Below are 25,422 nucleotides of genomic sequence, written 5' to 3'. Positions count from 1 at the left end.
TCACAAATCGCCTGTGGGTTGTCCTCGCACGTTGAGCTTCAGCACTGGACGACGTATCTCCAGCATCTGCCGGAGAAGCCACTTGGGACCACCCCTTAAGCCGGGGAGATCTGTCCTGATCTTGGGCATCTCTGGATGTCGTGAGATCAGTGGCCTGTGTTCGTCCAGGAGCCTCGCCTAACGAGGTGCGTCCGCAAACGTAGCACCCGCCCGCACCCCGCGCAAGGGGTTTTCCAAAAGCCGGTTGAGCGTAGCCTTTGCGCAGTTCGTGCAGCCTTTCCTTGGGTGCGCCTTCGCGCCGAGGAAGCTACGCTGTCTCTGTGGCCGAAGACCTCGCACGCGCGCTCGAAGACCCCCACGGCATCGACCACCAGCACCCCGACGTCGCGGGCGGCTGGCTGCGGCCCGCCGTGTTCGGCGCGATGGACGGCCTCGTGACCAACACCGCGCTCATCGCGGGCGCGGGCGGGTCCGGGCTGGCCCCGCACGCCGTCGCGCTCACCGGGGTCGCAGGCCTTGTCGCGGGCGCGTTCTCGATGGCGCTCGGCGAGTACACCTCGGTCACCGCGCAGAACGAGCAGCTCGAAGCCCAGGTTCGGGTGGAGGAGGAATCGCTCGCGCGGGTCCCCGACGCAGAGCAGCGCGAGCTCGCGGGCCTGCTCACCAAATACGGGATGAGCGAAGAGACCGCCGCGCAGGCCAGCAGGGAAATTCACCGGGACAACGCCGTCGCGCTGCGCGCGCATGTGATCCAGGAGATCGGGCTCGACCCGGACGACCAGCCGTCGCCGCTCGTCGCGGCGGGGCTGTCGTTCTTGATGTTCGCCCTCGGCGCGCTCGTGCCCCTGCTGCCGTATATTTTCGGCTTCGGCAGTCTCGCCTACGGCTTGGCCTTCGGCTTTGTCGGATTCGCCGTGGCGGGGGCGTTCTCCGCCCGGCTCACCGCGCAGTCGATACGGCTCGGGGCGCTGCGCCAGCTCGGCCTCGGCATGGCCGCAGTGGCGGCCACTTATTCCGTCGGGCTGCTTGTCGGCCACAGCGTGGCCTAGTCGAAGACCGCGAACCGCTTCGTCCGCGAAGTCGCGCCCGAGACCAGCGCGACCCGGCTCTTGGCCACCGCGAAATGCTTGGCGAGCGCAGCCGCAGCAGCGGCGGTCGCCTTGCCCTCGACGGCAGGCTCGCGCACGAAGACGGTCAGCGACCCGTCCTCCGCGACCTCCACAAGCGGCCCCTTGCGGCTGCCCGGCTTCACGGTGACGGTCAGAATCCGGCGGTCCTCTGCCACCTCTGCGTCAAGGCCTCACACGCATGCCGTCGAGCACCACGGACATGAGGAAGGGCGCGCGAGACTTGTCCTCCAGATAGCGTTGCGCCGCGAAACACCCTTTCATCAGGAATTTCACGTCCTCGGGAACGAGGTCGCGACGCAACGTCCCGGCCTCTTGCGCCCGGGCGAGCAGCGCCTGCACGACATCGCGGAAGCTGTCGTCGACTTCGGGCGGCAGTTCGATCCCCGCGCTCTCCAACGCGTCGGCGAAGCCGTGGTCAGTGGCTCCGCAGTCGATCGTCTCGGTGAAGAAGACGAAGAACGCCTCCTCCGGGGGGGCCGTTCTGAGCAGCTCTTCGGCCCGCCCGAGGATTTCCTCGACACGGACCGCGACGACGGCGAGGAACAGGTGCTCTTTCGTGGGGAAATGCCGATAGACCGTGCCTGCGCCCACACCCGCCCGGCGGGCGATCTCGTCCACCGGGGCCCCCACGCCCAGTTCCGCGAAGGTCTCGTACGCGACCTGCAAAAGCCGCGCCCTGTTCTGCACGGCGTCCGCGCGAAGTGGGCGCTTGGACTGCTGGGGAGTCTCGAGCGCTTGCTGTGCCATATGACACACCTCACGTTTTCATCTCTTGCATACGGAACAGCAGTTCCGAAATAATTGGGCTGGAGCAACCGGAACGGTTGCTCCGATTTTACCGCACGCGGCATCCAGGAGCAACACCTGACAGGCTGTCGACATTCCCCGCCAGCCTCGGAAAACCGGCTCGCGAGCCCAGGGGACCACCGTCGCCGAGCAGTTTTGAGTGATGCGCATAGGATGGGCTGTGCGATCGAGAGGAGCATCACTATGAGCGGACGCTGGACCGAGGCGGACGTCCCGGACCAAACCGGGCGGATCGCGGTCATCACCGGAGCCAACACCGGGCTCGGCTTCGAGAACGCGCGCGCGCTCGCGCAACACGGGGCGAAGGTCGTCCTCGCCGTCCGCGATGTCGCGAAGGGCGAGGCCGCCGCGCGGCGGATCAAAGAGCTAGCCCCCGAGGCCGAGGTCGTCGTCCAGCCCCTCGACCTCTCCTCCCTGGCCTCGGTTCGCGAGGCCGCCGACGAGCTCTCGTCCTCGCTGCCGAAGATCGACCTGCTGATCAACAACGCGGGCGTGATGATGCCGCCGAAGCGCAAGACCACCGTCGACGGGTTCGAGCTGCAGTTCGGCACGAACCACCTCGGGCATTTCGCGCTCACCGGGCTGCTGCTCGACAAGATCGCCGCCGCCACGGGCTCCCGCGTGGTCTCGGTCTCCAGCATCGCGCACGCCAACAACCCGCCGAAGACCGGCATCAAGCTCGACGACCCGCAATGGGAGCGGTCCTACTCCCCGCAGGCCGCGTACGGGCAGTCCAAGCTCGCGAACCTGCTCTTCGCCCGCGCGCTGGACCGCAGGCTCAAGGCGGCGGGCAGCCCCGTCCTCTCGACGGCGGCGCACCCTGGAGTCGCGGGCACCGAGCTCGGCCGCCAATTCGGCGGGCTCGGCAAGAAGCTCTACGAGCGCGGGTCCGCGCTGCTGCTGAACACCGCGCAGGTGGGAGCTCTCAGCCAATTGCGCGCGGCGGTCGACCCGTCCGCCAAAGGCGGCGAGTACTACGGCCCGCCCGGCCCCGCCGGACTGTCGTGGCGCGGGCACCCCGTGCTCGCGCGCTCGACCAAGCTCTCCCGCGACACCGCCCTGCAAGACGAGCTGTGGACGCTCTCCGAGCAGCTGACCGAGGTCGCGTACTCTCTCTAAGGCAGGCCGAGGCCTGCTCCCCGTCAGCGGCGCAGGGCCGCCCGAACCACACCGAGGCAGCTATGTCCTTCGCGGCCAACGCGAGCAAAGTCGCGAAAGTCACAGCAGTTTTCTGGCTGATGAAAATCATCGCCACCACGCTCGGCGAGGTGGGGGCCGACGCGCTGACCCAGCAAGAGCAACTCGGCTACATCCTCGGGATCGCCGTCTGCGCCGCGCCCTTCGTCCTGCTGGTGATCGCGCAGATCCTGGCCAAGAAGTTCTACCCGCTGCTGTACTGGGGGGTCATGGTCGCGATGACCACCCTCGGCACGGCGGTCGCGGACCACCTCACCCGCGACCTCGGCATCGGCTACCTCGGCGGCACCCTGATCCTGGTCTCGGCGGTCCTGCTCTCGCTCGCCCTCTGGCGCTTCGTCCTCGGCTCCGTCGCCGTGGAGACCGTCGCCTCCCCCAAAGCAGAGGCGTTCTACTGGGCGACCATCCTCTTCTCCCAAACCCTTGGCACCGCGCTGGGCGACTGGGTCGCGGCCGCGCCGGACGACGATCCGCCGGGGCTGGACCTCGGGTTCCTCGGCGGCGCCGCCCTGTTCGGCGGGGCGCTGCTCGTGATCGCCCTCCTGTACTTCGCCACCTCCGTCTCCCGCGTCCTGCTCTTCTGGGCGGCATTCGTCCTCACCCGGCCGCTCGGGGCCACCTTGGGCGATTTCCTGGACAAATCCCATGCCCAGGGCGGCCTCGCGATCGACCGCTGGCTCGCTTCCGGGATTTTGGCCGCGGTCCTCTTGGCGCTCGTGCTCTTCCTGCCGCGCCGGGCGCAAGGCGGGGAAGCCGCCGAGCGCGGCGTCCCCGAAGGCCAGCCGCAGGAGGCCTAGCGGCTCAGTCGGCGAAGGACTCCAGGCTCTCCGTCGTCATCGGCGGGTAGAGGAAGGAATGCTCCGCGCCCTTGGACAGGTGCGGCTCCCGGTAGCCTCGGGCCGCGCCAGACTCGGCCGAACGCTTCCCGATGTACCAGTAGGCGAATCGGACCGACCAGGGCGCCACGGCGGACGGGACCGGCGAAACGGGCTCAAACATGTGATCTCTCCTTGATTGCAGCACGCTTTGTGATGCACATCATCATATTGAGAGATCTCTAAGAGGCCAAGGGGTTCGGCCGTTCTCGACGAAATCGTTACGAGGCTTGCCTGTCGAAGAACTCGAGCGCGGGCCCGACAGTCGCGCGGGGCGCCTCGAGCTGGGGCCAATGGCCGACCGTGGGCAGGTCGACCACGTCGGGGTCCGGGACGAGCTCGCGGTAGCGCCGCGCGAGATGCGCGCCGGAGTTCGGGTCGAGGTTGCCGTCGATCAGACGCATCGGCACGAAGCCCCGTTCGAGCGGGCGGGCGAAGCGGTCCCGGTGGCGTTTGCGGTCGAGCACGAACCTGCCGACGAGGTGGTTCACCCGCTTGCCCCCGTTGTGCTTGAGCACCGCGACGAGCTCGTCGGCCTCCGCCCTCGTGAGCTGGGTGTCCGGGCCGAACATCTCCTTGAGAGCCGCGCGCACCGCCGCGTCCGGCGTGATCGGCCCAAGGACGCGCCCGGCCGGGGAGCAGAGCAGTTTTTGCACCAGCCGGGGCCGGTACACCTCGTGGAACAGCCCGCCGTTGAGGAAGACGACCGACCGAAGCCTCGGCAGCGCCTGCCCCTCCATGCGCCGGGCCAGCATCTCTTGGACGACTGTCACGCCGAGGTCGTGCGCCAGCACGTCGAACTCGCCGATCCCCAGCTCGCGGAGGAGCGCCTCGTGCATGTCGGCGTGGCCGAAGACGCTGTACCGGTGGCGCGGCGGCTTGTCCGAGAACCCCATTCCCAGCATGTCCGGGGCGATCACATCACGTCGCGACACGAGGTCGCCCCAGATCTTGTGCCAGTCGTACGAGTTGAAGGGGTAGCCGTGGACGAGGAGCAACGGCTCGCCCCGGCCCTCCCTGCGATAGAAGATCCGGCAGCCGCCGAAGTCGAAGAAGGAGCCGCGCCCCAGCCAAGCTTGTATACCGGATGTCATAATCCCAGTATGCCGCCGACCCGGCCCGGGGGCAATGCCCGTGGGCCCAACGGCAACGGGGCTCAGTGGCTGTGCGCCGAGTCCGGGCGGAGGAACAGGACCACCCGGTCGGGGAAATCGGAGACCGGCAAGGGGAAGCTCGCCGAGTACCTGGTGTGCAGCTCCGTGAAGAACACGCCGTCCGGGTCCGGGGCGATCTCGTCGACCACGCCGCGCAGCTCGAGGTAGCGGTAGGGGTTCTCCGGGTCGTAGACCGAGAACGCCGCCGAGGGGTTGGCCACGAGGTTGCGGTACTTCTGCCGCTTCGCCGTGTGCGTGAACTTGAGCCGCTCGCCGTCCCAGACGTACCACATGATGCTCGACTGGGCCTTGCCCGCCGGGCTGACCGTCGCCAAGCTGCCGTACAGGGGGCGTTCGAGCAAGTCGGCGAACTGGGCGGGGACGACGCTCATGGGAACTCCTTTTGGACGCTTCTATTTGCGTCCGCAACTATACCCGACGCAACGATCCCTCGCGGGCACGTCACTCGTCGAAGTCCACCCGCACCGTCAACAGGCTCATGCCGAGGAGCTGCACAACCGAGCTGTTGGCCTTCGGAAGGCGCGCGAGGCGCGCTTTCGCGTCGTCCTCGGGCAGCAGCACCGCCGTCCCCTGCCGCCATGCCCCCCGGACACGGACCCGCACTCTCGGATCGGCCTGGATGTTCTTGACGTACTGGCTGGCGTAGCCCATCTCGGAGACGAACCAGAAACTTGCGCCCTCCACCCGGCCGCCCAGCGGTGTGCGCCGGGGCTCGCCGCTCACCCTGCCTTTCGTCTCCAGCAGGGTCTGCGCCGCGTTGCGGCGCATGAGCGGGTTCGCCAGGTGGCGCTGCGCCAGCGTGATGGCTTTGTACCTCAAACCGGTGGCCGACATGGCTCCAGGCTACGCCTGGAAGCGCCGGGCGTTACGATCTGCCCATGCGGCCTTCCCACCTCGCGGCGCGATGAGCGCCACCGGTCGCCGCGCCATGGATTTCCGGCGCGTCGAGCACTTCCTCGTCCTGGCGCAAGAGCGCCACTTCACCCGCGCGGCGCACCGCCTCGGGCTCTCCCAGCAAGCGCTCAGCGCGTCCGTGCGGCAGCTAGAGCGCGACCTCGGCGTCGACCTCGTCGACCGCAGCCGGGCCCCCATCTCCTTGACGCCGAGCGGCGAGCGGTTCCTGCAAGACATGCTGCCGATCCGCAAATCGCTGCGCGCCGCCATGCGGCGGGCGCGGGCGGACGCGCCCGAAGTGGTCACCGTCGCCCACACCCCCGCCGTTCGCAGCGAGGAAGTCGTCCAGCTGCTCCGCCCGTTGCTCGCCGCGCGCCCCGAGTTCTCGCTGCACGCGGTGATCCGGTTCCCGGACGAGATCCTCGCCGACGTGGCGGACGGCATTTTGGACCTGGGCTTCCTGCGGCGGACGCTCGCGCCCGCCCTGCCCGCCTCGATCTCTTCCCGAGTGATCGCCCGGCATCCGCTGCGGGCCGTCGTCGCCGCCGCCCACCCCCTCGCCGGACGCGAGAGCGTGGCGCTCGGCGAGCTGGCGCGCTGCCCGATGGTGGTGTGGGCCCCGCCCGGCGAGTCCGCGTTCACGGACTTCCTGCTCGGGCTCTTCCCCGCAGGACAGCGGCCCGCGCACCGGGTCAGCCGCGTGCAGGGGCTCCCGCCCGAGCACACCCTGGAATTCCCCGAGGAGTTCGTGCTCACGACCGGGGCCCTGCTCGGCGCGCCGGGGCTGGCCAGCGTGCCCGTGCTGCCCGCCCCCGTCATCGACACCTACGCGGTGTGGCGCGACCGGTGCGACCTCGTCGACCTCATGGCCGAGCTGTCCGGCGGGGCTCACCGCGTCGTGTAGCCGCCGTTGGCGAAGATGGTCTGCCCGGTGATCCACCATCCGGCGCCGCTGAGGAAGACGACCAGCGGGACGATGTCCTCGATCTTCGTCAGCTGGTTGCCCAACGCCTGCGACTTGTGGAAGGCCACTCGCTCCGGGGTCTCCTGGCCGTAGAAGAAAGGAGTGTCCATCGGGCCGGGGGCGACGTTGTTGACCGAGATGCCACGGGGCGCGAACTCTTTGGCCGCCGCGCGGGTGTAGTGCTCGACCGGGGCTTTGCCGCCCGCGTAGGTGGAGTACCCGTCCGTGAACGCCCCGAGCAGCGCGGTCACGATCGAGACGATCTTGCCGTTGTCGTTGAGGGCCTTGCCCGCCTCTTTGATGAAAAAGTACGCCGCCTTGGCGTTGATCGCCGCCATGGAGTCGTACTCCTCCTCGGTCGTCTCAGCGATCGGCTTGCGCAGCACCTTGCCCACCGTGTTGACCGCGACGTCCACGCCGCCGAAACGCTCCTTCGCCGCCGCGAACAGCGCCGCGACATTCGCCGGGACGGTGAGGTCGCCGCTCGCCTTCAACGCCGAGGCCCCTGCGGCCTCCACCGCGGCCACGGTCTCGTCGGCCGCCGCCTCCGAGCTCGCGCTGTTGTAGTGGACGACGACGTTCGCGCCTTGCTCGGCGAAAGCGCGCGAGATGAGGCCGCCCAAGTTCTTCGCGCCCCCGGCGACGAGAACGGTCTTGCCTGCGAATGCCATGGAAATCCTCCTGTGGACTGGGTGATCGGGTTGTCAGATCCGTAGCCTAGAGAGAGATCTGTGAGCCCGCCAACAATCCGCCTCCCCCTTGCCACAACAATTGATTGTCATCGCAGCTCACGAGGCGTGGGGGCGCGGCGAGCCCGCGCAGAAGTCGCCGTCGCGTCACGGTACAAGCAATCCTTGGCCGCACTCCCCGGTTTCACTGGCCCACCGGCCGCGCCGAGATGTAGAACTAGTCCTTAGTGACTGGAGCGCGCTGAAGCGACTTCAGTGAACTCAAGTGAATCCGACTGGCCCGCCGGGCCGGAGAGCGAGGACCGAATGAGACGCGCACCCGCATTGGCCGTGTCCGCCCTGGTGTTTTTCGGCACGGCGACAAGCCTTGCCGCGGCCGAGCCCGCCGCGCCGCCCTCGGCGAACCAGCAGCAGACCGTCAACTCGGCGATCGCCAGGGCGCTCGCCCAGCGCGGCGTGCCGTACGTGTACGGCGGCGGCAGCTCCGATGGCCCAACCGGCAACCCGGCAGGCTCCGGAATCGTCGGATTCGACGCCTCCGGGCTCATGGTGTACGCCTTCGCGGGGGCCGGGGCCAAGCTGCCGCGCTCCTCGAAAGACCAGTACCAGGCAGGCCGCAAGATCTGGCCGTCCCAGGCCCTGCCGGGCGATCTGATCTTCTACGGCCCCGAGGGCAGCGAGAGCGTCGCCATGTTCCTCGGCAACGGCCAGATGCTCGAGGCCACCAACCCCTCCGTCGCCGTCTCGCGAGTCCGCACCAACGGCATGGCCCCCTACGTGGTCCGCATCCTCGGCTGACCCGGGAGCAAAAGACCGACAGCGCGAAAAGCAGTGCCCCCCACCGCGCGGTGGGGGGCACTGCTTTTCCGTCTGACGACGGCCCGTGTTCAGCTGAACATCGCGGAGACTTCGCTGTCGGTCTCCTGCATGCTGCTCGTCGTGTTCGAGAGCGCGGTCCCCAGGTTCGACAGGGACTCCTGCTCGGTCGCCGCCGTGCTGTTCCACTCCTTCTGGAGGTCGGCCCAGTTGTTGGAGCCTGCGCCGGACCAGCTCTCGGCCAGCTCGTTCACGGCGGTCGAGATGTTGTCGAGCATATCGCTCAGCTCGGACGCGTGGGACTGGATCTGCGAGGAGTGCTCCTCCATCGCGCTGTGGTCGTAGTAGATGTCGCCGTTGCTCATAATGTTTTCTCCTCAGAAAGTTTGAATGTGGATAATTGCGCTGTCGATACTGTCGGCGCGATGACGCGCCAGGACCGGGCTAGAAGGAGTAGCTGGCTCCGCCGGACCCCGAAGAGCCCGCGCTGCCCGCGCTGCCGCCGAAGGCGCCCTTGCCCGCTTCGTCGGCGGCCTGGAATTTCACGCCCGCCTTCTGCAGTTTCGCCTGGATCTCTTCCAGCTGCTGCGCAGTGTTCGCAGCCGACGAGGTCCAGCTGCTCCCGGACTCCCGGAACGCGTTCCCGGCCTCGCCCTGGAACGTGCTCGAGCTCTGGTCCAAGCTGCTTTGCAGGCTGGACTTGATGGTGTTGTACGAGTCAACGTGGGAGGCAAGCGATTGGGCCGCCTTCTCCAATGCACCGCTGACGACCTTCGTCTGGCTACTCGCCATAACCGGCTCTCCTTCTCAATGAGATCAACCTGGATCGTTGAGTTGTTTGGATTTGAACTGTTTTCTGGATCATCTCTTCTTCGATCAAGCCTGTCCTCCGTCTCGGATTTCAGTGGATTCCGAGGAGCGCTCAAGCTTGCGAGCACCACTTTGCAAGCCCGGCAACCTCGGGTCAAGGCGTGGGAACACACTGAGACACTCCGGCCTCCCACGAGCCGTCCTGTAACGAAATGAAACACTCGCACAGCCTTGACCTGCGACGACACTAGCGCCTCCTGGATCGCTGTCCGCCACGGAAACAGCGCTGTGACACCCGTGGTCCGGGCGTGCCGAGCCAGATGCAGGAGACCGGGACCGCCTCCAGGCCTTTCCCGCCGGACCCGGCGGACCACATGAGCCGTTCCGGGTTTGATGCGGGGCATGTCCTCCCGGGAGAACGGGGATGACGCCGGCGTCATCGAAGGGGCCGGCTCCGCCCATGCCCTCCTCCGGCGCTCGGCCCTCAGCGAGCCGGACAAGAGCGGGCAGGCGGACTGCCCGAGGGGCGGTGGCGGGCTCGGCGCGGACCATGGCGAAACAAGGTCGCGAGACCACAATCTCGCGGGAGTCGAGCGGCGGCCCCGACCACCTTGAGAAACCCATTAAATACGCACGCTCCAAGCGGGTAGATTATATTAATCCCAAGTGGTATATTATATTAATAGTTCGACCCATTAATGTAATTATTAAATTATTTCACAGGTCATATTCTTTTCAAAAAGTGACATTTGAAACTTATAGCAGCGAGTAACGGGGGCATGCTGCTATGCTCGCATCGGTGACGCCACGGATACGGGATTAGTCTATCGAATCTTCCTCATCCCGACATTGAAACCGGACCACATCCGGGGCGTCGGAAGCGGCTCTCGTCGCAGCTTCCGGGTATGGGGTCGATACGCCTGGCTGAGCGCGTATTTTCTCACATAATGTATTTGGTAAGACAACAGCCTGAGGAGTGGACCATGGCTATTCTAGAATCACGCCGCTCCGTTCGTATGCCGATGCGGCAAAAACGGTCCGGCGTTTTCGGTCTTCCCTTTCTCGCTTTTCAGATTCTCACGCTCGCTTGCACGTCAATCGTCGCGGTGTCGAACTCTGCCGCCACTCACGCGGACCCGGTCTCATTGGAGGAGACCACGGGGAACCATACGACAGACGACGGGTACAACGTGTCGTTGACCCTTCTGGACCTCTCAGTGAACTCCGTGGCGAATATGGGGTCGACGCTTTTCACAAGAGAGGCGTTCCTATCCGGCAAAGCCGCGGTGTCGATCGACGGGAAAGGGAATTTTCCGGTGGACTCCGGGCTCCTGAAAATCGGCCTGCAAGCCTCATGTCAAATAGACCTCTCGAACGGGCTAGAGGCCCAAGGCGGGGCCAACGCGAACTGGACTTCTCCCAACGCGAATATCGGGATCGGGGCAGGCGGCCTCAACGTCAACACCGGCAACGTCAACGTCGGCGTGAACGGCTTCCTCGACGTGTACCTCAGGCCTGGTCAGATCGTCACCGTTCCGATATCGGTCAAACAGCTCAACGGCAGGACCGGCGGGACGCGGGTCACCGACGAGCACCTCAACGTGGACGCCTGCGGGGGCGCCGCGTACGTCCGTTTGTTCGCGGTCGTCCAGCTCTCGACCACGGAAAACGACGACACCTTCTCCGTATACGGACCGATAGTCTCATTCTGAACAGGAGCAATCTCATGATCCGATCGCGAACCGCACCTCGCACGCTCGCCGTCGCGATACTCGGGCTCGTGCCCGTGTGCTGCTCGGCGGGCGCCGCATCGGCCGACCCTCCGATCGTTCCGATGCCTGGCGATCCCGGCAGTCCTGTCATCAGCAGGCGCAACGACGTGCGTAACCAGGACGAGTTCGGCAAACCGTCGAACAGAACCTTCCCGACGAACAGCGGGACGCCGCACATGAGCGTTCAGACGGCCGACCGGCTGCCGCCGCACGAGCACCCGATCATCGCGCGGTAGCCCGAGGGGCCTCCCATGCTGACCACTGTCTTGGCGCGCCCCGCCGTCGCCCGGAAACAGAAAATCTGGCGACAGCGCAACAGCCCGTACATGGCGACGATAGGGCTCCTCGACTTCGTCGCCCTCGTCACAGTCGCGAGCATCTCCCACACCTGGAACCTCGATCGCAAGTCGATCTGGCACGCGGGCCCGGCTTGGGTCGCGGTTTTCGTCGGCCCGTTGGCCGTGGTGGCGATCGCCGAAGCGCTCGGGGTCTACCGAAGACGAATGGCGCTCGCGGCGCTCGACACACTGCCCGAACTGGTCGCCTGCGGCTGGATGGTCACGCCGTTCATGCTCATCCTCGCGTGGCACGATCCGCATCCGGTGTCGTGGTGGATCATCAGCGCGCTGCTCACTTTCATCGTGTTCTTCCTCGTCAGGGTGGCGGTGTTCGCGGTGTTGCGCGCGCTCAGGCGTCGCGATGTCCGCAATCGCGCGCGGACTTTGGTCATCGGCGGCGGCAAGGTGGCGCAAATCTTGGTCCAAAGCGCGGCGGAGCACCCCGAGTACGGGCTCGAACCGGTGCTCGTCATGGACGACGCTCCGATGCGCAAGTCCTGGCCCGAGAGTGTTTCGGTGATCGCGCACGCAGACGACCTCCCCAACATCGTGACGAAAGCCAGGATCCAAGTGGTCGTCGTGGCGTTCACCAAACAGAACGACCGGGCGCTGGTCGACCAGCTCCGCGAATGCGACGAGCTGGACGTCGAGATCTACATCGTCCCCCGGCTGTACGAGTTCGTCCACCTCGACCGGGACATGGACCGTTTGCACACCATTCCGCTGGTGCGCGTGCGCAGGCTCGCCTTCCGCAGCATCCACTGGCAGACGAAACGAGTCTTCTCGGTGGTCGCGGCGCTGCTCGGCATCCTCATCCTCTCGCCGCTGCTGGCCTCTGTCGCCCTGGTGGTCAAAGCACAGGCCCCCCGGCACCCCGTGTTCTTCAAGCAGGAGCGCATTGGCCGCAACGGAAAACCGTTCCTGCTGTACAAATTCCGGTCGATGCGCCCTGTGCCCGAGCAAGCGAGCAACACGGACTGGTCCCCCGACCACACGCAGCGGGTGAACCGGTTCGGGTCCTTCATCCGCAAATTCTCGATCGACGAGCTCCCCCAGCTGTGGAACGTCGTGCGGGGCGAGATGACGTTGGTCGGCCCGAGGCCGGAGCGGCCGCACTTCGTCGCCCAGTTCGGCGAGACCATCCCCTCCTACAAAGCGCGGCATCGCGTCCCTGTCGGCCTCACCGGATGGGCGGCCATCCACGGGCTCCGGGGCGACACGAGCATCGCGGACCGGGCCATGTACGACAACTTCTACATCGAGAACTGGAGCTTGTGGCTCGATGTGAAGATCATCGTGCTGACGTTAGGGGCGGTGCTCTTCGGCACTGGACGCTAGAGCGCGGCGGCGCTCGCCACCTCGCACGCCGCCGCCGGCTCCGCCCGTCACAACGTCTCCACCACCGCGCGCATGCGCTGCCGGAACCGGGCCTTCGAGAAGCCCTCCGCGTGCCGCCGGACCTCGGCAGGGTCGAAATCCTCCGGCCGGAAGCCGCGCATCGCCTCGGCGAACCGCGACACCGTCTCCTCCGAGGAGGCGGAGCCCGGCGGAACCGGCTCGACCAGCTGCCCGGACACGCCCGGAACGACCGTGTCCAGCGCCCCGCCCTCGCCCAGCGCGATCACCGGCGTCCCGCACGCCATCCCCTCCACCGGCACGATCCCGAAGTCTTCGATCCCCGGCATCACCAGAGCCCTCGCCCGCTGGTACAACGAGACCAGCTCCTCGTCCGAGACTCTGCCGAGGAACGTGGTCTCCGGCCCGGCCAAGGAACGGCACAGATCGGCGAGCCTGCCGTCGCCTGCGACCACGAGACGCACGCCCGCCTCTCGGGCGGCGCGCACGGCCACGTCGGCCCTCTTGTACGGGACAAGCCTGCCCGCGACCAGGAAGAAATCCTCGCGCGAACGGGGATCGCCCGGCACGAAGCGGTCCACATCGACGGGCGGGTGCACCACGGTCGACTCGCGGCCCCACCAACGCTCGACTCGTCTGGCCACTTCGGTGGAGTTGGCCACGATCCGGGTGATCCGCTTCGCGGCGGCAGACTCGGCCCGGACGGTCTGTCGCGCATCGCGGGATCCCACGCCCAACGCGCGGGCGAATGGACGTAAGCGACCGTTGGGAGCTCCGTGGCCTGCACAGAAGCCACTGCCAGAGCGTGGTGGCTCACGAGGACCGCTTCGGCCTCGCCGAAGTCCCAACGCCGCATCGCCCACGGCACAATCGGGAGGACGGGGACGTGCGATCTGCGGCCAAGAGCCTGGTGCAGCCGGTCCGCGGGGCTGACGACGACGCGCCCGGCCATCGTGCCCCGCACAGAAGCCGGGTCGGCGAACGGCACGAAGACTCGAGCCTGCGGCCATTCGAGCGCCAGCTGCTCGACAACATTCTCAGAGCCGCCGATCTCTGTCCACCGCTCATGGACTATAGCAATGCGTGATACCGTCATCTCACAGGTTTTTCCATAGGTCGCGGGAAAGAATATTTCATAGAAAACACAGTGTCACAAAACCTTATCAGATATTTCGAAGAGCCTCGACCGTGAGCGCCATCGAAGAAATCGGGGCTAAAGTTCGTTTTTAATTAAAGGCCGTTTTTTAAATTAACTTTCCTGAAATTCGACCCAGGGCGCTTCTTCGACAGCCAGAACGGCGCTCGCGGCCGCACGGGAAATGGGGCCGATGAAGTGCGAATCGGCCCTGTTCGGGACACTTTCGGGGTCGACGGGCGAACACCCATGGGTTTTTGTGCGCCGAACGCGCGAGGCCTTCCATGAAGACATTTCGCCCGGAACTACTGCTTCATTAAAATAAAAACACTCTCATTAAATTAATGCATCCGGCCCCTGTTGCTCGAATCACACGAGATCTTACGATAACCATTCTGTGTGGCGCCACATTATTCTGTTAGGCTCGACAGCGAGCAACGACCTGCATCGCATTGCCGCTTCCCCGGAATATAGCGCGGAGTCCGCGCGAAGCCGAAAGAAGAGTTCTCATGGAAATCGTTCTAATCGTCACTCCCCGACTCCCTTTTCCATCGCCGCCCGCCCACAACGCGGGGGATGCACCGCCATGGGCGCTCCGCCTGCCGGAGCGCTCGACATGTGAAAAGCCGGTTCCCGCGTGACGGCGAAAGCTTGGCTATGACGACACAGCCCTCGGACACGCTCGACATCCATATGACAGGCTCCGAATGGTTCCAGACGTTGCCCAGCGGGCTGTCGCGCTACTTCTCCGCTTTGTTCGCCGCCTTGCGCGAACGCCCGGACGTACGGGTCTCCGCCTCGGCGTTCGGAGAGCCAGACCTTGGCGGAACCACATGGGGAGCTGATGGCGGGAGCCTGTCCCGGCGGATCACCGCCGCGCGCCGCGCGCTGCCGCGACGCGTCGATGTCCTCGACCGGCACTTCGCCCTCTACGGCCCGCCCGCCCCCAAGGGAGCCGCGCTCGTCACGCATTTCCACGGCCCATGGGCGCTCGAGAGCCTCGCTTCCGGGCAAGGCGCCACGGCCTCATCGGTCAAACGACTGATCGAGACCACGGTTTACCGGCGCAGCACGCGGCTCGTCGTGCTGTCGCAGTTCTTCGGCCGCCTGCTCGCGGCCCAGTACGGCGTGGACCCTGCCCGGATCACGACGATCCCCCCTGGGGTCGACCTGAACAGATTCGCTCCGACCCCGATCCCCGACAACGCGCCGAAAGTTCTCTGCGTGCGCCGCTTAGAGCGCCGCATGGGGCTCGATGTGCTGCTCGACGCATGGCCCCTCGTCCTGGCCGCAGTGCCGCACGCCCGCCTCGACATTGTGGGCGCAGGACCGATCGCGGACAAGTTGGCCGCCCATATCGCCGCATTGCGCCTGGAGCGCTCGGTCTCCCTTCTCGGCCCGAAGACGGAGGCCGAGCTCGCCGCCGCCTATCGCGACGCGACGGTCACCGTGGTCCCCACCCGTTCGCTCGAAGGCTTCGGGCTCATCGCCTTGGAGTCCTTGGCGAGCGGGCGGGCCCCGATCGTCACCGATGTCGGAGGCCTCCCCGACTCGGTGCGCGGGCTCGCCCCCGATCTCATCGTGCCCGGAGAGGACTCCGTCGCGCTGGCCGAGCGGCTCGTCGGAGCCCTGCAAGGCGACCGGCCCGCTGTCGAGCAGTGCCGCGCCCACGCGGAGTCCTTCTCCTGGGCGCTCGCCGCCGAGCGCCATGTCGCCCTCTACCGCGAGGCGCTGCTATGAGCCGGGGCCCTGGCTCCGTCGTGTTCCTCTCGCACACCGGAGCCATGTCCGGAGCCGAGCTGGCCTTCGTCCGGCTCGCGGCCGCGCTGGGGCGCCTCGGTCTCGCCACCTCCGCCGTCCTCACCGAGGCTGGACCGCTCAGCGGCGCGCTGGCCGACGCGGGAGTCCCGACGAGAGTCCTCGCGACAGCATTCGCGAGCCGCGACGTCACCATCGGCGGATCGTTCGCGCGGCTGGTCCGGGGCGGATTCCACATGCTCGCGTCCGGCTGGACGGTCGGAGCAGCGATCCTCGGCGCGAACGGCGCAGTCGTCGTCGCGGAATCCACGAAAGCGCTGCTCATAGGCGTGGTGGCAAGCAGGCGCGCCCGCGTTCCGCTCGTGTGGCATGTCCACGACCGGATCACACGCGAATACTTCGGCTGGCTCGCGCCTGTCGTCCGCCTGATCGGCTTTCTCGCAGCGGACGGCTTCGTGGCCAACAGCAAAGGCACCCTCGCCACCCTGTGGACGGGGCGGCGGCCCGCCGTCGTCAGCTATCCGGGCGTCGATCTGTGCGGGATCCCCGAGCCCCGAGCGCAACGCCCTGCCGCCGAAGCCAGGCTCGTGATGGTCGGCAGGCTCACCAAGTGGAAGGGGCAGGACCTCGTCCTGCGGGCATTGGCCCAGACCACGACCCAGGCCCCCCTCGCCTTCGTCGGCGGATCGCATTTCGGCGAAGACGACTACGCGCGCTCCCTGCGAGATCTCGCGGCGCTGCTCCAGCTCGCCGACCGCGTCGTCTTCGTCGGACACACCGACGACCCGTTGGGCGAGGTCGCGCGGGCCGACGTGGCGATCCACTACTCTCGGCTGGCCGAGCCATTCGGCCAGGTGGTGGTCGAGGCGATGGCCGCGGGGCGCGCGGTCATCGCGGCTGGCGCGGGCGGGCCAGAGGAGATCATCACCGACGGCGTGGACGGCGTCCTGGTCCCCCCGCGCGACCCCCGTGCTTTGGCTGAGGCCATCGACCGGCTCGTGGCGGACGCCGGGTTGCGGGCCTCTCTCGCAGGATCGGGCGCGGCGAGAGCACGTGATTTCAGCCTCGAAACCGTCGCGGGCTCCGCCGCAGGCCTGCTGCGGCAAGTGGCCCCCCGGATCGCGCCCTTCGGCCGGGAGGGGACGCGATGAGCAAGAACATTCGCGGGGCGCTGGCTGTGGTCCGCGATATCGGCTACGTGTCGTTCGGGAAGTACGGGCAGTATCTCACCGCCTTGGTGACACTGCCCCTGTCCGCCCGCCTGCTGGGGCCGAGCGGCATGGGCTTGCTCGCGGTCGCCATGTCCACCTATTTCCTCGGGTCGCTCATCACCGACCTCGGCATCGTCCCGTACCTCGCCGCTCGTGTCGACGAGCCTGGATTGTCCCAGCTACGGGGCGATTTCATCGGTCTGAGGCTTTCTGTCGTCGCCATCCTCTGGTGCGGGTGCGCCGCCGCCTGGGCGACCGGAGCGCCCCTCGTCCTGCAGATGGCGGCGCTCGGACTCTTCGGCGGGGCGATCAGTTCGTCCGGCGACGACTGGGTGCTGCTCGGCAAGAACAAATTCGGCCTGACCATGCTGCTCCAGTCCGCAGGCCGCGTCCTCTACCTCGTAGCGCTGCTGGCCCTCCTCCCACGCTTCCCGACCCCCGCGACGGCCATGTTGTGCCTCATCGCGTCCACGCTGATCCCGGTGATCGGGTCGTGGGCGGCCACGATCCGGCGCTACGGACCGCCCGGACGCCCGAGGAGCGTCGCCGAACTCGTGAGCACCGGCAGGCCGGTGCTCACAGCCAGGCTGCTCGAGAACACCTACGAGCAAGGGTCCGCCACTGTGTTCGCGTCGGCGTTCTCCGCGCATTCGATGGGCTTGTTCTCCGCGAGCGACCGCCCGGTGCAAGCGGTCGGCGCGCTCTTGGACGCCATCGGATGGAGCCTCATCCCCAGAATGGCCCGACGCAAGACCAGCGACGACTTCTTCGCGGCCTCGATGCGCGGAGCCAGAGCGGTGGCGCTGATCGGCGTGGCTGCGGCGGCGGCGGTCAGCCTGTCCGCGCCGTGGACGGCGCCGTTCCTCTTCGGCCACGCCTTTGCCGACTCGGTCCCGCTCTTGCGCCTGGAGGCTTGGAGCCTGCCGGGCATGGCCGTCGCCTCGTTCTTCTCGACAGCTGTGCTCCCCACTCGCTCCGACGCGATCGGCGTCCTCTACGGGTCCCTGATCGGGGCGGGCGTCGCCCTCGCCACGCTGCTGGCCGCCCTGCGCGACCACTCGCCGACGACCGTGGTCGTCGGCATTGTCGGAGCCGAGACAGTTGTGGCCTTGTTCTACCTCTTCCGGGCCCGACGCGTGTGCCGGAGCCCGTCCCCCCTGCCCGCCGGAATGGGGACGACGCGATGAAGATCCTCTTCGCGGGCGACGACTGGTACGGGAGCAACGCCCGCTCGCTCGCCGACGGCTTCCGCCTGGCAGGCCACGACATCGCCGTCGTGGACACCACGCCGGTGACCCTGCCCAGGCGGGGGACCCCTTCCTGGTGCTACGCCAAGGCCACCGGACGGCGCGACCCTCGCTCCGTCCGCGAGGCGCACGAGCAGCTTGCGGCGGCGGCCGCCGCGTTGCGCCCCGACCTTCTTTTCGCGTACAAGTCGATCCACCTCGACCAAGAGCGGCTGCTCTCGCTGCCCGTCCCGCTCAAGGCCCATTACAGCGCCGACGACGTGTCCAACCCTGACAACACCACTCCGGAGTACCTTGCCGCCGAGCCGAGGTGGGACGTGATCGTGACCACCAAAGCCCACAACGTCGGGGAGCTGCGCGCGCGGGGCGCGCGCGAGGTGGTCTTCGTGCTCAGCGCGTACGACCCGGCCTGGCACCGCCCCGTGGCCCGGCGCGGAGGCGGCGAGTACCTCGCCGGATTCGTCGGAGCGCTGCGCCCGGACCGGGCGGGGCTGTTGCGCAGGCTCGCCGCGCGATACCGCGGGCGGTTCTACCTCGCCGGTCCCGGCTGGCAGCGCGACCTCGCGTCGAGGACCAGCGGAGCACGGGTCGCCGGAGCCCAATACGGGGAGGACCTGTCGCGCGCGATCAGCTCGATCCTCGCCAACTTGGTGCTCCTGAACTCGGACAACAGAGACACCCACACCTGTCGGACCTTCGAAGTCCCCGCGGCGGGAGGCCTGTTCGTCGGGCAACGGACCGTCGAGCACGCGGACCTGTTCGACGACGGAACCGAAGCGTTCCTGTTCGACGGCGAGGAAGAGCTGGTGGACATCGTCGAACGGATCGCCGCCGACCCCGAGCTCGCCAAAGCGGTGGCCGGGCGCGGGCGCCGCGCCATCGTCGAGGGCGGGCACAGCTACCAGGACCGGGCGGAGGCGATCATTGACCGGCTTCGATGACCTCTCCCCAGGATATGCCGCCATCTGGCGCGTCGCGGCGGCGCTCGCCGTCCTCGCGTTCCTGGCCGTCATGGCCAAAGGCGTGGTCCGCCTCTTGCTCCTGACCCAGGTCGTCTATTGGGGGATGGCGTTCGTCGGACGTTCCGCGCTGCTGCTCCAGACGACTCCGGAGCCGAGCTTCGGCGACAACATCGCAGACCCCCGGCTCAAAAACATCGGCTACGACTACGGGGTCGCGCATGTGCTCGGCCACGTGGAAGAGAGCCTCTGGGTCTACGTGGCGCTCGCCGCGATGTTCGTGGCGGCGCTCCGCCTCGCCGGTCCGGCGCCCGACCCCCTGCCACGGCAATCCCCGCTCACCATGCGGACGCTCTTCGCCATGTGGTCGCTCGGAATGCTCGCACGGGCAGCCGCCTATCTCAGCGGAGCGATCGGCAAAGCGGGCGAGGTCCACAACGCGAACCCGTATCTCGACATCTTGAGCAACCTCTGCTCTGTCGGCGCGCTCGGGATCATCCTGTACTTCCGCGCAGAGTCGATCTTGACAGAATTCGCCGTGATCGGGTTTTTCGCGGCCAGCCAACTGGTCTGGGGCATCGCAGAGGAATCGAAGAGCCCGTTCATGGGGGCTGTGCTCGCCCTCGCCGTGCGTTATCTGGCGACTGGGCTGAACCGGACGAAGCTCCTGGGCATCGGCGCGGGCGGATTCGCCGTCGTCAGCCTGTTCGGCTGGATGCAGGCCATGAAGTCCTCGAGCCGCTCGGCGAGCATGGTGAACTCAGCCGGTCTGACCTACAACGTGTCCTACCCCGAGCCCGTGCGGCCGTATTTGTCGATCTTCCGGCGGTTCGACCTGTTCGAGGCCGCGACCGACGTCTACTACATGGACGGCAGGTCGTGGAAGCAGCCGTCCGAGATCGCCAGCAGCGCCGTCGTCAACCTCGTGCCCCAACAGCTCGGAGTCGTGAAGGTCCAGTCGGGCCCCGACTGGGCGCAGCACGTCCGGGGGAAGTCGGTGGACATGAGCACGGTCTCCGTCTCCCTCGCGGAAGGCCATTTGAACGAGGGCTACCTTTTGGCGGGAACGACGGGGGTCGTCTTGGAGTCGTTGTTCGTGCTCGGGATGATCGCGCTGGTCGCCCGATGCCTACGGTCTCGGGGCAACCCCGCCGTGATCACGTTGGGGGTCTTGTTCGTCTCGCTGCCGCCGTTGTTCGAGCGAGGCGTGCTCGGCATCACCGAGACCCTCGGGAAGGCGGTCCAGCAGTGCGCGATCGCGGGAATCATCGCGGCGTCGATCTGGCTCTCCCAACAGCTCCGCGAGCGGAAACGCGCGGCCAATACCCTCGAATCGGGAAGGAACCGCAATGAGCCTTGACGAAATGATCGCTATCGCGAGACGAGGATGGTGGATCGTCCTCGGGCTCGCCGTGCTCGGGGCCTGGGAAGGCCACGAGCACGCGGCGAAGAAGCCCGTCGCCTACTCCTCGACATCCCAGTCGTACGTGGTGGTCAACAACAGCGGCACCTCCGGCGGCGACGCGTTCAACGCCGGGCAGGCCGCGCAGAACAAGATGGCCTCGTACACTGCGCTCGCCAAGAGCCGCCTGGTCACGCAGAAAGTCATCGACGCGTTGCAAATCGCGCTGACGCCGGACGACGTCGCGGCGCGCCTGTCGGTCGACTTCGCGCCGGGCACGCTGCTGCTCGACGTCACTGCGACGGCGGAAACGGAACGGCTCGCCTCCGACCTGGCCGCGGAAACCACCCGGCAATTGGTGCAGCAGGTCGATATCCTCGAAACCCCCGCCCCCGGCGTCCCGGCGTGGACCCGTCTGATCTCCGTCGTCCAATCCACTCCCCCGACGCCGTCGAAACCGGGCACGACGAAGCTCGCCGCCGCGGGCGGCCTCGGCGGGCTCGTCCTCGGCTCGGCCCTTGTGCTCCTCCTGACCCGGCTCGACCCGAGAGTGCAGAGCGAGCAGGGCCTCGCGGACGTCTTCGGCTCCGAACCGCTGCCGTCGGACGAGCCCCGCGCGATCCGGGCACGTCTGTTCTCGGCCCAAAACGCGGGCAAGCTGGTCGCGGTGTCCGGTATCCGCGCGGACAGCTGGCCGACGACACAGCGCGTCGCCGAAGCGATCGCCGCGACTGGGGCGTCCGTGCTCGTGGTCGACGCGCGGCCAGTCCTCGGCGGAGCCACCTCGGCCCGAGGCATGGCGGACAGCGAGGGCTTGGCGGAGCTGGTGCGATCCGGCGGGCCGCACCAGTTCCAGGCGCCGCCCTCAGAAGCGGGGAACGTCGCGGTGGTCCCGTCGGGGAGAGCGCGCGCGGACCTGCCCGACCTGCTCACCTCCGCGAACGCGCGGCGAGTCCTCGCGCAACTGTCCTCGGATTACGACCACACCCTGGTCGACGGGATCACGCCAGTCGAAGGAACTGCGCTCGCTGACGCGGTGCGGCTGTTCGTCGTCAAACCCGGCAAAGCCTCAGCCAAAGCCTACCGGTCCGAAGCAGGCCTCGGCTTCGCCGAGGACTTCCCCAGACTGCTCGTCGTCGCACGACGCGCGACAGCCGCGCGATGGCTCGCCGGACTGGCAGGCCGAAGGCGCGCCCGATGACCCCGCAGGCGGCGCGAGAGCCGCATCCCTGCCTCGGCCCGGAGGACGCGCCGCTGTCCGGGACGGCCCGCCTGCTCTCGACTGCCAACGCGGGCCTGGCCAGAGCCGCCGCGCTGGTCAATGCGGCCGAATGGCCGTGGCGGCACGAACGCCCCCTCGCAAAGACGGCAGCCCACGACTTCGGAGTCTTCCCACAATGCACGACGCCATCCGCCCTGTAATACTGAAGCAGTGCGCCAGGACCGACTCCCCCGACGCATCCCCTTCCCCCGCCGCTCGCGTGGAAGCCGCCCATGACTGAGCGTCCTCGAATCAGCAGACGCGGCGCGCTGCGATACGGCGTGGGCACGGGCCTTGCCGGGGCCTCCGCGGCCGCCGCCGCGGCGTGCTCCGCCGACCATCCGGCCCAGAACGGCCACAAGACGGCCGAGCCCGCCAACGTGATGGCCTTCGGCGCGGTGGGCGACGGCAAGGCCGACGACACTGCCGCCGTCGAGAAGGCGGTGCGGTCGGGGGGCGACCACGTATCGCTGCACTTCCCGACCGGCACATATCGGGTGACCTCGTTCCCCGAGCTCCCCGACTTCGCGACGCTGACCGGCGCCGGCCCGGGCCTCAGCGTCCTGCTCTACGAGGGGGACCGCACGCTCATCGCCCTGCGCGACAAGCAACGTGTCTCGTTCGCCCGGCTCGGGATCTTCGTCACCGGGCCCGCAGGCGAGGCGGTGCGGCTCAGCAACTCCTTCCGGTGCTCGTTCGACACCGTGACGCTGCGCGGCAACCACGTCGGCGCGAACTTCCCCCAGTACCAGGAGCAGCGCGGACTCGTGCTCGACGAGAACACCGGCGGCACGAGCCTGATCAATTGCGACATCAACAATTTCGGCGTGGGCCTGACCACCAAGTGCATCCAGAATTACGTGACGAACTGCAAGTTCACAGTGAACCGGACGAGCGTGCTCGGCTCCGGCGGCGACCACACCGCAGGCCTGTCGATCACGAACACGGAGTTCGTCTCCGACGGGGACGAACAGAGCACCGAAGCGCATATCCGGATCGACGGAGCCGCCAACGACTGGTTCCTGACGAACGTATGGTTCGAAGGCTGCGACATCGCCGCCTCCATCGGGTCGGCAGGCGGCGGTCCCGCGCAATTCGGCTTGGTCAACGCGAAAATCGCCGCGCGAAAAACTGGAATAGCGCTCAATTACTGCCGCCAGCCGTACCTCGCGAACATCTCGTTCGACGAGGACACCGGCCAGACGGCCGGGCCACGGGCGCTCGACATCGACCCCGCCGGATGCCCCAACGGGGTGGCGCTCGGCCTGATCTCCGGAACCAGCGACGACCTGCCGATCGCAGCATTCCCGGCGGGCTGGAGCGTGACGACCCGGCACGGCAGTCTCGGCGGCCGGGTCATCACCCCGATGACCATGACGGCCCCGATCGTCGCGGACTCCTCCCTGGCCGCCCCAGTCCTCGCCGACCCCGAAGGAAGCTACTGGCAGCTGGCAGTCGACACGAGCGGGAATCTCACCACTCGCCCGTTGGGCAAAACCCCGCCGAAATGAGCTGGCGCAAGTCCCGGCCCCGCCGAGTCCTCCTCAGCGTCGTCGCCCTCCTCTCGCTCGCGGCGGCGGTGTTCATCCGCACCGTCTACGTCGCGCCCTCGCTCGACTCGCCGCTGCGTGCCGCGGACGCGGTGGTCGTGCTGGGCGGGGTCCCGTACGAACGTTTCCGCTATGGGATCGAGCTCGGCGAGCGCGGCCTCGCGCCGCAGGTCGTGCTCTCCAACTCGGTCGGGCCGGACGACCCTGCCATGCGAAGGATCTGCGCGGCCCGCACACACACCTGGCTGACCTGCTTCCTCCCGGTTCCGTGGACCACGCGCGGAGAGGCCCAGGAGATCCGCCGTCTTGCCGCTTCGCGGGGCTGGCGCAGCATCATCGTCGTGACGACGACCGCGCATGTCGAGCGGGCGCGCTACATCGTCCGCCGATGTTTCGCGGGGGACCTCCAGATGACGGATTACCCGGAGCGGCGCAGCATTGGGGACTCCGCGTACGGATGGGCCTACCAGACCGGCGGATGGCTCAACGCGCTCGCCCAAGACGGATGCTGACAAGTGGCCGCAAAGAGCTCCTTCCGCTCGCGCCACGCTGTGCCAGCCATGAAACTTCGGCGCACCCGGACGGCCTGCGTTGCAGCCGAACGCCTCTAGAGGGCGCGCAGCGGCGTGAGCCCCCATCTGCGGCATTCTTCGACGAGCGAAACGACGAACTCCTCATGGCAGACCGCGTGCCGCTCGGGATTGCGCCCTTCGACCATGAGCGTCATCTCCTCGCCAACGTCCAACAGCACGACTTGGATCGCGCTGGAATACCTCCGCCACAACTCGGCCTCGTCCTGTTTCGGCAGCGCGAACGATGGGTAGAACGAGCGCGCGCGCTTCCCGTCGAGCACGGCGACCGCGTCTGCTGGCACGGTGATGTTCGAAGCTGTGCAGAGCGCCCTGCTCGGATTCTTGGGCCGCCTGCCGAACCGTCGGGCGAACAGCCAGTCGGGGATCGCCTGGATCAACGGCGAATCGAGCTCGGCGAAGTTGTGCTCGCCGGTCGCCCGTTGCCGCAGCGCCTCTTTGCTCGCGGCCCTGATCGGCCGCAGATCTTCGTACAACGAGGGACCAACGTCGACGAAGAACGACGCTCCCGAGATGACGTTCCCGCGATAATCCCCCTCGGCGCGCTCGCTCACCCGCTGCGAGACCTCCACCGTGCGCCCTTCGGGGATCACACCTGAGGCCACGAGCAGCCTCGCCCCGATCCCCATGAACAAACTGTTCACCGTGCCGCCCCGCTCGGCAGCGGCGCGACGGAACTCGTCGGGCGCGAACTCCAGGTAGGCCTGCCGGGGGAAGAACGTCGGAGAGGGCGACGGCTCGTGGTCCAGGTCCCCCGCAGTGGTCGCCTGGCGGGCGGCGGCAGGCGATTCGGCCCGGCCCTCGGCCTTCCGTCGCGACCGCGCCCGCGCCAGCTTCCCCGCCCCAATCGCAGCCCCGCGCCATTGCCGAAGGCCGTCCATGAGATCAGCGGCCAGCCCCCCGTCGTCGACCAACTCGCCGACGACCCTGTCCTCCGCCGCGGCCGCCCACGCGTTGATCAAGCCGTGCCCGTCGGCAACCGCGTGATGGACGAGCAGAAGGACGACTGTGTGACCGCCCTCGACCGTGGTCGCCGTCAACCGCCACACGGGCCCTTGGCACAAATCCAAGGGCGCCCCCCGCTGCTCTTCGAGCCAGTCGAAGACATGCCCCGCTTTGATCGGCTCAGCCGAGTAGGACATCGCCCCCGCCGCCGGGGACTGCGCCCAACGATCCCTCGCGCCTGGGATCCGAATCCGCTTGACCACACGGCTCAACGGCCCTCGCATCAAGCGGTCGCGCATCTCGGACAGAACAGCCGGATCAATCGCCGCTTCGAAATACCATCCCAAGGCCAACACCGACGGAGCGCCCAAGAGGCGGTCCGTGCGCACGCCCCAGTCGTCCCGAGGCAGCAGCCTGCTCGGCGTCATCGCGCAGGCGGCGGCATCGCTCCCCGTCCGTCCCGCGAAACTATCGGGCGGCTCGTCGGCTCTCCTATGGCTCATCGGCTCTCCTCCAAGGAATGACCTGCGCCGAGTGTGGT

General features: G+C 67.6%; 27 protein-coding genes, 1 pseudogene and 1 riboswitch. Of the genes and pseudogenes, 17 read left to right on the top strand and 11 right to left on the bottom strand.

Going from position 1 to position 25,422, the window contains the following annotated elements:
• Window positions 1-16: 16 nt before the first annotated feature.
• Window positions 17-192, bottom strand: a riboswitch (M-box (ykoK) riboswitch).
• 128 nt (window positions 193-320) lie between these two features.
• Window positions 321-1,049: a VIT1/CCC1 transporter family protein gene (locus tag ACRC20_RS05275; RefSeq protein WP_438685297.1), complete on the top strand. Its 729-nt coding sequence runs from the start codon at window positions 321-323 to the stop codon at window positions 1,047-1,049.
• Here the strand turns inward: ACRC20_RS05275 and ACRC20_RS05270 are convergent.
• Together ACRC20_RS05270 and ACRC20_RS05265 are read right to left on the bottom strand one after the other, a co-directional pair.
• Complete coding sequence (locus tag ACRC20_RS05270; RefSeq protein WP_438685296.1) at window positions 1,046-1,285, bottom strand: DUF167 domain-containing protein; 240 nt, start codon at window positions 1,283-1,285, stop codon at window positions 1,046-1,048. The two genes, ACRC20_RS05275 and ACRC20_RS05270, sit on opposite strands and share 4 nt — an antisense overlap.
• Before the next feature lie 7 nt (window positions 1,286-1,292).
• Complete coding sequence (locus ACRC20_RS05265) at window positions 1,293-1,877, bottom strand: TetR/AcrR family transcriptional regulator (RefSeq protein ID WP_438685295.1); 585 nt, start codon at window positions 1,875-1,877, stop codon at window positions 1,293-1,295.
• A 243-nt stretch (window positions 1,878-2,120) separates the two neighbouring features.
• Between ACRC20_RS05265 and ACRC20_RS05260 the strand changes: the two genes are divergently transcribed.
• Both ACRC20_RS05260 and ACRC20_RS05255 read left to right on the top strand, forming a co-directional pair.
• A complete protein-coding gene (locus ACRC20_RS05260) occupies window positions 2,121-3,056 on the top strand; it encodes an oxidoreductase (RefSeq protein WP_438685294.1) in 936 nt (311 codons plus the stop codon).
• Window positions 3,057-3,118: 62 nt separating this feature from the next.
• Entirely contained in the window at window positions 3,119-3,931 is an 813-nt protein-coding gene (locus tag ACRC20_RS05255; protein ID WP_438685293.1) for a COG4705 family protein, read from the top strand.
• A 4-nt stretch (window positions 3,932-3,935) separates the two neighbouring features.
• Here ACRC20_RS05255 and ACRC20_RS05250 read toward each other — a convergent pair whose 3' ends face one another.
• The 4 genes from ACRC20_RS05250 to ACRC20_RS05235 form a co-directional block, all read right to left on the bottom strand.
• Complete coding sequence (locus ACRC20_RS05250) at window positions 3,936-4,133, bottom strand: hypothetical protein (protein WP_438685292.1); 198 nt, start codon at window positions 4,131-4,133, stop codon at window positions 3,936-3,938.
• Window positions 4,134-4,230: 97 nt separating this feature from the next.
• On the bottom strand, window positions 4,231-5,103 hold the full coding sequence (locus ACRC20_RS05245; RefSeq protein ID WP_438685291.1) for an alpha/beta fold hydrolase: 873 nt from the start codon (window positions 5,101-5,103) through the stop codon (window positions 4,231-4,233).
• Between the two features lie 62 nt (window positions 5,104-5,165).
• Entirely contained in the window at window positions 5,166-5,555 is a 390-nt protein-coding gene (locus ACRC20_RS05240) for a PPOX class F420-dependent oxidoreductase (RefSeq protein ID WP_438685290.1), read from the bottom strand.
• Between the two features lie 70 nt (window positions 5,556-5,625).
• Window positions 5,626-6,018: a nitroreductase/quinone reductase family protein gene (locus tag ACRC20_RS05235; RefSeq protein WP_438685289.1), complete on the bottom strand. Its 393-nt coding sequence runs from the start codon at window positions 6,016-6,018 to the stop codon at window positions 5,626-5,628.
• Between the two features lie 70 nt (window positions 6,019-6,088).
• Here ACRC20_RS05235 and ACRC20_RS05230 point away from each other — a divergent pair, with 70 nt between their 5' ends.
• On the top strand, window positions 6,089-6,982 hold the full coding sequence (locus ACRC20_RS05230; protein WP_438685288.1) for a LysR family transcriptional regulator: 894 nt from the start codon (window positions 6,089-6,091) through the stop codon (window positions 6,980-6,982).
• Here the strand turns inward: ACRC20_RS05230 and ACRC20_RS05225 are convergent.
• A complete protein-coding gene (locus ACRC20_RS05225) occupies window positions 6,967-7,713 on the bottom strand; it encodes an SDR family oxidoreductase (RefSeq protein ID WP_438685287.1) in 747 nt (248 codons plus the stop codon). The two genes, ACRC20_RS05230 and ACRC20_RS05225, sit on opposite strands and share 16 nt — an antisense overlap.
• 324 nt (window positions 7,714-8,037) lie before the next feature.
• Between ACRC20_RS05225 and ACRC20_RS05220 the strand changes: the two genes are divergently transcribed.
• Complete coding sequence (locus tag ACRC20_RS05220) at window positions 8,038-8,529, top strand: NlpC/P60 family protein (RefSeq protein WP_438685286.1); 492 nt, start codon at window positions 8,038-8,040, stop codon at window positions 8,527-8,529.
• Window positions 8,530-8,618: 89 nt separating this feature from the next.
• On the opposite strand, the gene ACRC20_RS05215 is transcribed toward ACRC20_RS05220, so the two are convergent.
• Both ACRC20_RS05215 and ACRC20_RS05210 read right to left on the bottom strand, forming a co-directional pair.
• Window positions 8,619-8,912 carry a WXG100 family type VII secretion target gene (locus ACRC20_RS05215; protein WP_438685285.1) on the bottom strand — a complete coding sequence of 98 codons (294 nt, stop codon included), beginning with the start codon at window positions 8,910-8,912 and terminating at the stop codon, window positions 8,619-8,621.
• A 79-nt stretch (window positions 8,913-8,991) separates the two neighbouring features.
• On the bottom strand, window positions 8,992-9,339 hold the full coding sequence (locus tag ACRC20_RS05210) for a WXG100 family type VII secretion target (RefSeq protein WP_438685284.1): 348 nt from the start codon (window positions 9,337-9,339) through the stop codon (window positions 8,992-8,994).
• A gap of 1,001 nt (window positions 9,340-10,340) precedes the next feature.
• Between ACRC20_RS05210 and ACRC20_RS05205 the strand changes: the two genes are divergently transcribed.
• Genes ACRC20_RS05205 through ACRC20_RS05195 form a run of 3 tightly spaced genes read left to right on the top strand, consistent with a single transcriptional unit; the run spans window position 10,341 to window position 12,805 of the window.
• Window positions 10,341-11,069: an MspA family porin gene (locus ACRC20_RS05205; RefSeq protein ID WP_438685283.1), complete on the top strand. Its 729-nt coding sequence runs from the start codon at window positions 10,341-10,343 to the stop codon at window positions 11,067-11,069.
• 14 nt (window positions 11,070-11,083) lie between these two features.
• Complete coding sequence (locus ACRC20_RS05200; protein ID WP_438685282.1) at window positions 11,084-11,365, top strand: hypothetical protein; 282 nt, start codon at window positions 11,084-11,086, stop codon at window positions 11,363-11,365.
• 15 nt (window positions 11,366-11,380) lie between these two features.
• Entirely contained in the window at window positions 11,381-12,805 is a 1,425-nt protein-coding gene (locus ACRC20_RS05195; RefSeq protein WP_438685281.1) for a sugar transferase, read from the top strand.
• A gap of 47 nt (window positions 12,806-12,852) precedes the next feature.
• Here ACRC20_RS05195 and ACRC20_RS05190 read toward each other — a convergent pair.
• Window positions 12,853-13,919 (bottom strand): annotated as a pseudogene (locus ACRC20_RS05190) (glycosyltransferase).
• Window positions 13,920-14,651: 732 nt separating this feature from the next.
• On the opposite strand from ACRC20_RS05190, the gene ACRC20_RS05185 reads away from it, so the two are divergent.
• From ACRC20_RS05185 to ACRC20_RS05145, 9 genes are all read left to right on the top strand, one after another.
• Window positions 14,652-15,698 (top strand): glycosyltransferase family 4 protein, encoded by a 1,047-nt coding sequence (locus tag ACRC20_RS05185; RefSeq protein ID WP_438685332.1) that lies wholly within the window; start codon window positions 14,652-14,654, stop codon window positions 15,696-15,698.
• The gene (locus ACRC20_RS05180; RefSeq protein WP_438685280.1) at window positions 15,695-16,867 is read left to right on the top strand and encodes a glycosyltransferase; all 1,173 of its coding nucleotides are present in this window, start codon (window positions 15,695-15,697) and stop codon (window positions 16,865-16,867) included. The genes ACRC20_RS05185 and ACRC20_RS05180 overlap by 4 nt, the downstream gene beginning before the upstream one ends.
• The gene (locus ACRC20_RS05175; protein ID WP_438685279.1) at window positions 16,864-18,114 is read left to right on the top strand and encodes a lipopolysaccharide biosynthesis protein; all 1,251 of its coding nucleotides are present in this window, start codon (window positions 16,864-16,866) and stop codon (window positions 18,112-18,114) included. The genes ACRC20_RS05180 and ACRC20_RS05175 overlap by 4 nt, the downstream gene beginning before the upstream one ends.
• Window positions 18,111-19,115, top strand: coding sequence for a CgeB family protein (locus ACRC20_RS05170; protein ID WP_438685278.1), 1,005 nt, complete (start codon window positions 18,111-18,113; stop codon window positions 19,113-19,115). The genes ACRC20_RS05175 and ACRC20_RS05170 overlap by 4 nt, the downstream gene beginning before the upstream one ends.
• Entirely contained in the window at window positions 19,099-20,493 is a 1,395-nt protein-coding gene (locus tag ACRC20_RS05165; protein ID WP_438685277.1) for a hypothetical protein, read from the top strand. The genes ACRC20_RS05170 and ACRC20_RS05165 overlap by 17 nt, the downstream gene beginning before the upstream one ends.
• On the top strand, window positions 20,483-21,736 hold the full coding sequence (locus tag ACRC20_RS05160) for a hypothetical protein (protein WP_438685276.1): 1,254 nt from the start codon (window positions 20,483-20,485) through the stop codon (window positions 21,734-21,736). The genes ACRC20_RS05165 and ACRC20_RS05160 overlap by 11 nt, the downstream gene beginning before the upstream one ends.
• On the top strand, window positions 21,733-21,957 hold the full coding sequence (locus tag ACRC20_RS05155; protein WP_438685275.1) for a hypothetical protein: 225 nt from the start codon (window positions 21,733-21,735) through the stop codon (window positions 21,955-21,957). Before ACRC20_RS05160 ends, ACRC20_RS05155 begins: the two co-directional genes overlap by 4 nt.
• Window positions 21,958-22,029: 72 nt before the next feature.
• Window positions 22,030-23,307: a glycosyl hydrolase family 28-related protein gene (locus ACRC20_RS05150; protein WP_438685274.1), complete on the top strand. Its 1,278-nt coding sequence runs from the start codon at window positions 22,030-22,032 to the stop codon at window positions 23,305-23,307.
• Window positions 23,304-23,858 carry a YdcF family protein gene (locus ACRC20_RS05145; protein ID WP_438685273.1) on the top strand — a complete coding sequence of 185 codons (555 nt, stop codon included), beginning with the start codon at window positions 23,304-23,306 and terminating at the stop codon, window positions 23,856-23,858. The genes ACRC20_RS05150 and ACRC20_RS05145 overlap by 4 nt, the downstream gene beginning before the upstream one ends.
• 95 nt (window positions 23,859-23,953) lie before the next feature.
• Here ACRC20_RS05145 and ACRC20_RS05140 read toward each other — a convergent pair whose 3' ends face one another.
• Window positions 23,954-25,384: a hypothetical protein gene (locus ACRC20_RS05140; RefSeq protein WP_438685272.1), complete on the bottom strand. Its 1,431-nt coding sequence runs from the start codon at window positions 25,382-25,384 to the stop codon at window positions 23,954-23,956.
• Between the last annotated feature and the right edge of the window lie 38 nt (window positions 25,385-25,422).

The sequence above is a fragment of the Segniliparus sp. genome (genome assembly GCF_051660745.1).
Classification (GTDB): domain Bacteria; phylum Actinomycetota; class Actinomycetes; order Mycobacteriales; family Mycobacteriaceae; genus Segniliparus.
This window is presented reverse-complemented; position numbering and strand designations above follow the sequence as displayed.

Coding starts and splice junctions, on each gene's coding strand:
- ACRC20_RS05180 (WP_438685280.1), top strand. CDS start 15,695: ATGAGCCGGGGCCCTGGCTCCGTCGTGTTCCTCTCGCACACCGGAGCC.
- ACRC20_RS05170 (WP_438685278.1), top strand. CDS start 18,111: ATGAAGATCCTCTTCGCGGGCGACGACTGGTACGGGAGCAACGCCCGC.
- ACRC20_RS05175 (WP_438685279.1), top strand. CDS start 16,864: ATGAGCAAGAACATTCGCGGGGCGCTGGCTGTGGTCCGCGATATCGGC.
- ACRC20_RS05205 (WP_438685283.1), top strand. CDS start 10,341: ATGGCTATTCTAGAATCACGCCGCTCCGTTCGTATGCCGATGCGGCAA.
- ACRC20_RS05195 (WP_438685281.1), top strand. CDS start 11,381: ATGCTGACCACTGTCTTGGCGCGCCCCGCCGTCGCCCGGAAACAGAAA.
- ACRC20_RS05145 (WP_438685273.1), top strand. CDS start 23,304: ATGAGCTGGCGCAAGTCCCGGCCCCGCCGAGTCCTCCTCAGCGTCGTC.
- ACRC20_RS05160 (WP_438685276.1), top strand. CDS start 20,483: ATGAGCCTTGACGAAATGATCGCTATCGCGAGACGAGGATGGTGGATC.
- ACRC20_RS05185 (WP_438685332.1), top strand. CDS start 14,652: ATGACAGGCTCCGAATGGTTCCAGACGTTGCCCAGCGGGCTGTCGCGC.
- ACRC20_RS05250 (WP_438685292.1), bottom strand. CDS start 4,133: ATGTTTGAGCCCGTTTCGCCGGTCCCGTCCGCCGTGGCGCCCTGGTCG.
- ACRC20_RS05155 (WP_438685275.1), top strand. CDS start 21,733: ATGACCCCGCAGGCGGCGCGAGAGCCGCATCCCTGCCTCGGCCCGGAG.
- ACRC20_RS05260 (WP_438685294.1), top strand. CDS start 2,121: ATGAGCGGACGCTGGACCGAGGCGGACGTCCCGGACCAAACCGGGCGG.
- ACRC20_RS05150 (WP_438685274.1), top strand. CDS start 22,030: ATGACTGAGCGTCCTCGAATCAGCAGACGCGGCGCGCTGCGATACGGC.
- ACRC20_RS05210 (WP_438685284.1), bottom strand. CDS start 9,339: ATGGCGAGTAGCCAGACGAAGGTCGTCAGCGGTGCATTGGAGAAGGCG.
- ACRC20_RS05240 (WP_438685290.1), bottom strand. CDS start 5,555: ATGAGCGTCGTCCCCGCCCAGTTCGCCGACTTGCTCGAACGCCCCCTG.
- ACRC20_RS05265 (WP_438685295.1), bottom strand. CDS start 1,877: ATGGCACAGCAAGCGCTCGAGACTCCCCAGCAGTCCAAGCGCCCACTT.
- ACRC20_RS05200 (WP_438685282.1), top strand. CDS start 11,084: ATGATCCGATCGCGAACCGCACCTCGCACGCTCGCCGTCGCGATACTC.
- ACRC20_RS05235 (WP_438685289.1), bottom strand. CDS start 6,018: ATGTCGGCCACCGGTTTGAGGTACAAAGCCATCACGCTGGCGCAGCGC.
- ACRC20_RS05245 (WP_438685291.1), bottom strand. CDS start 5,103: ATGACATCCGGTATACAAGCTTGGCTGGGGCGCGGCTCCTTCTTCGAC.
- ACRC20_RS05215 (WP_438685285.1), bottom strand. CDS start 8,912: ATGAGCAACGGCGACATCTACTACGACCACAGCGCGATGGAGGAGCAC.
- ACRC20_RS05220 (WP_438685286.1), top strand. CDS start 8,038: ATGAGACGCGCACCCGCATTGGCCGTGTCCGCCCTGGTGTTTTTCGGC.
- ACRC20_RS05255 (WP_438685293.1), top strand. CDS start 3,119: ATGTCCTTCGCGGCCAACGCGAGCAAAGTCGCGAAAGTCACAGCAGTT.
- ACRC20_RS05140 (WP_438685272.1), bottom strand. CDS start 25,384: ATGAGCCATAGGAGAGCCGACGAGCCGCCCGATAGTTTCGCGGGACGG.
- ACRC20_RS05230 (WP_438685288.1), top strand. CDS start 6,089: ATGAGCGCCACCGGTCGCCGCGCCATGGATTTCCGGCGCGTCGAGCAC.
- ACRC20_RS05225 (WP_438685287.1), bottom strand. CDS start 7,713: ATGGCATTCGCAGGCAAGACCGTTCTCGTCGCCGGGGGCGCGAAGAAC.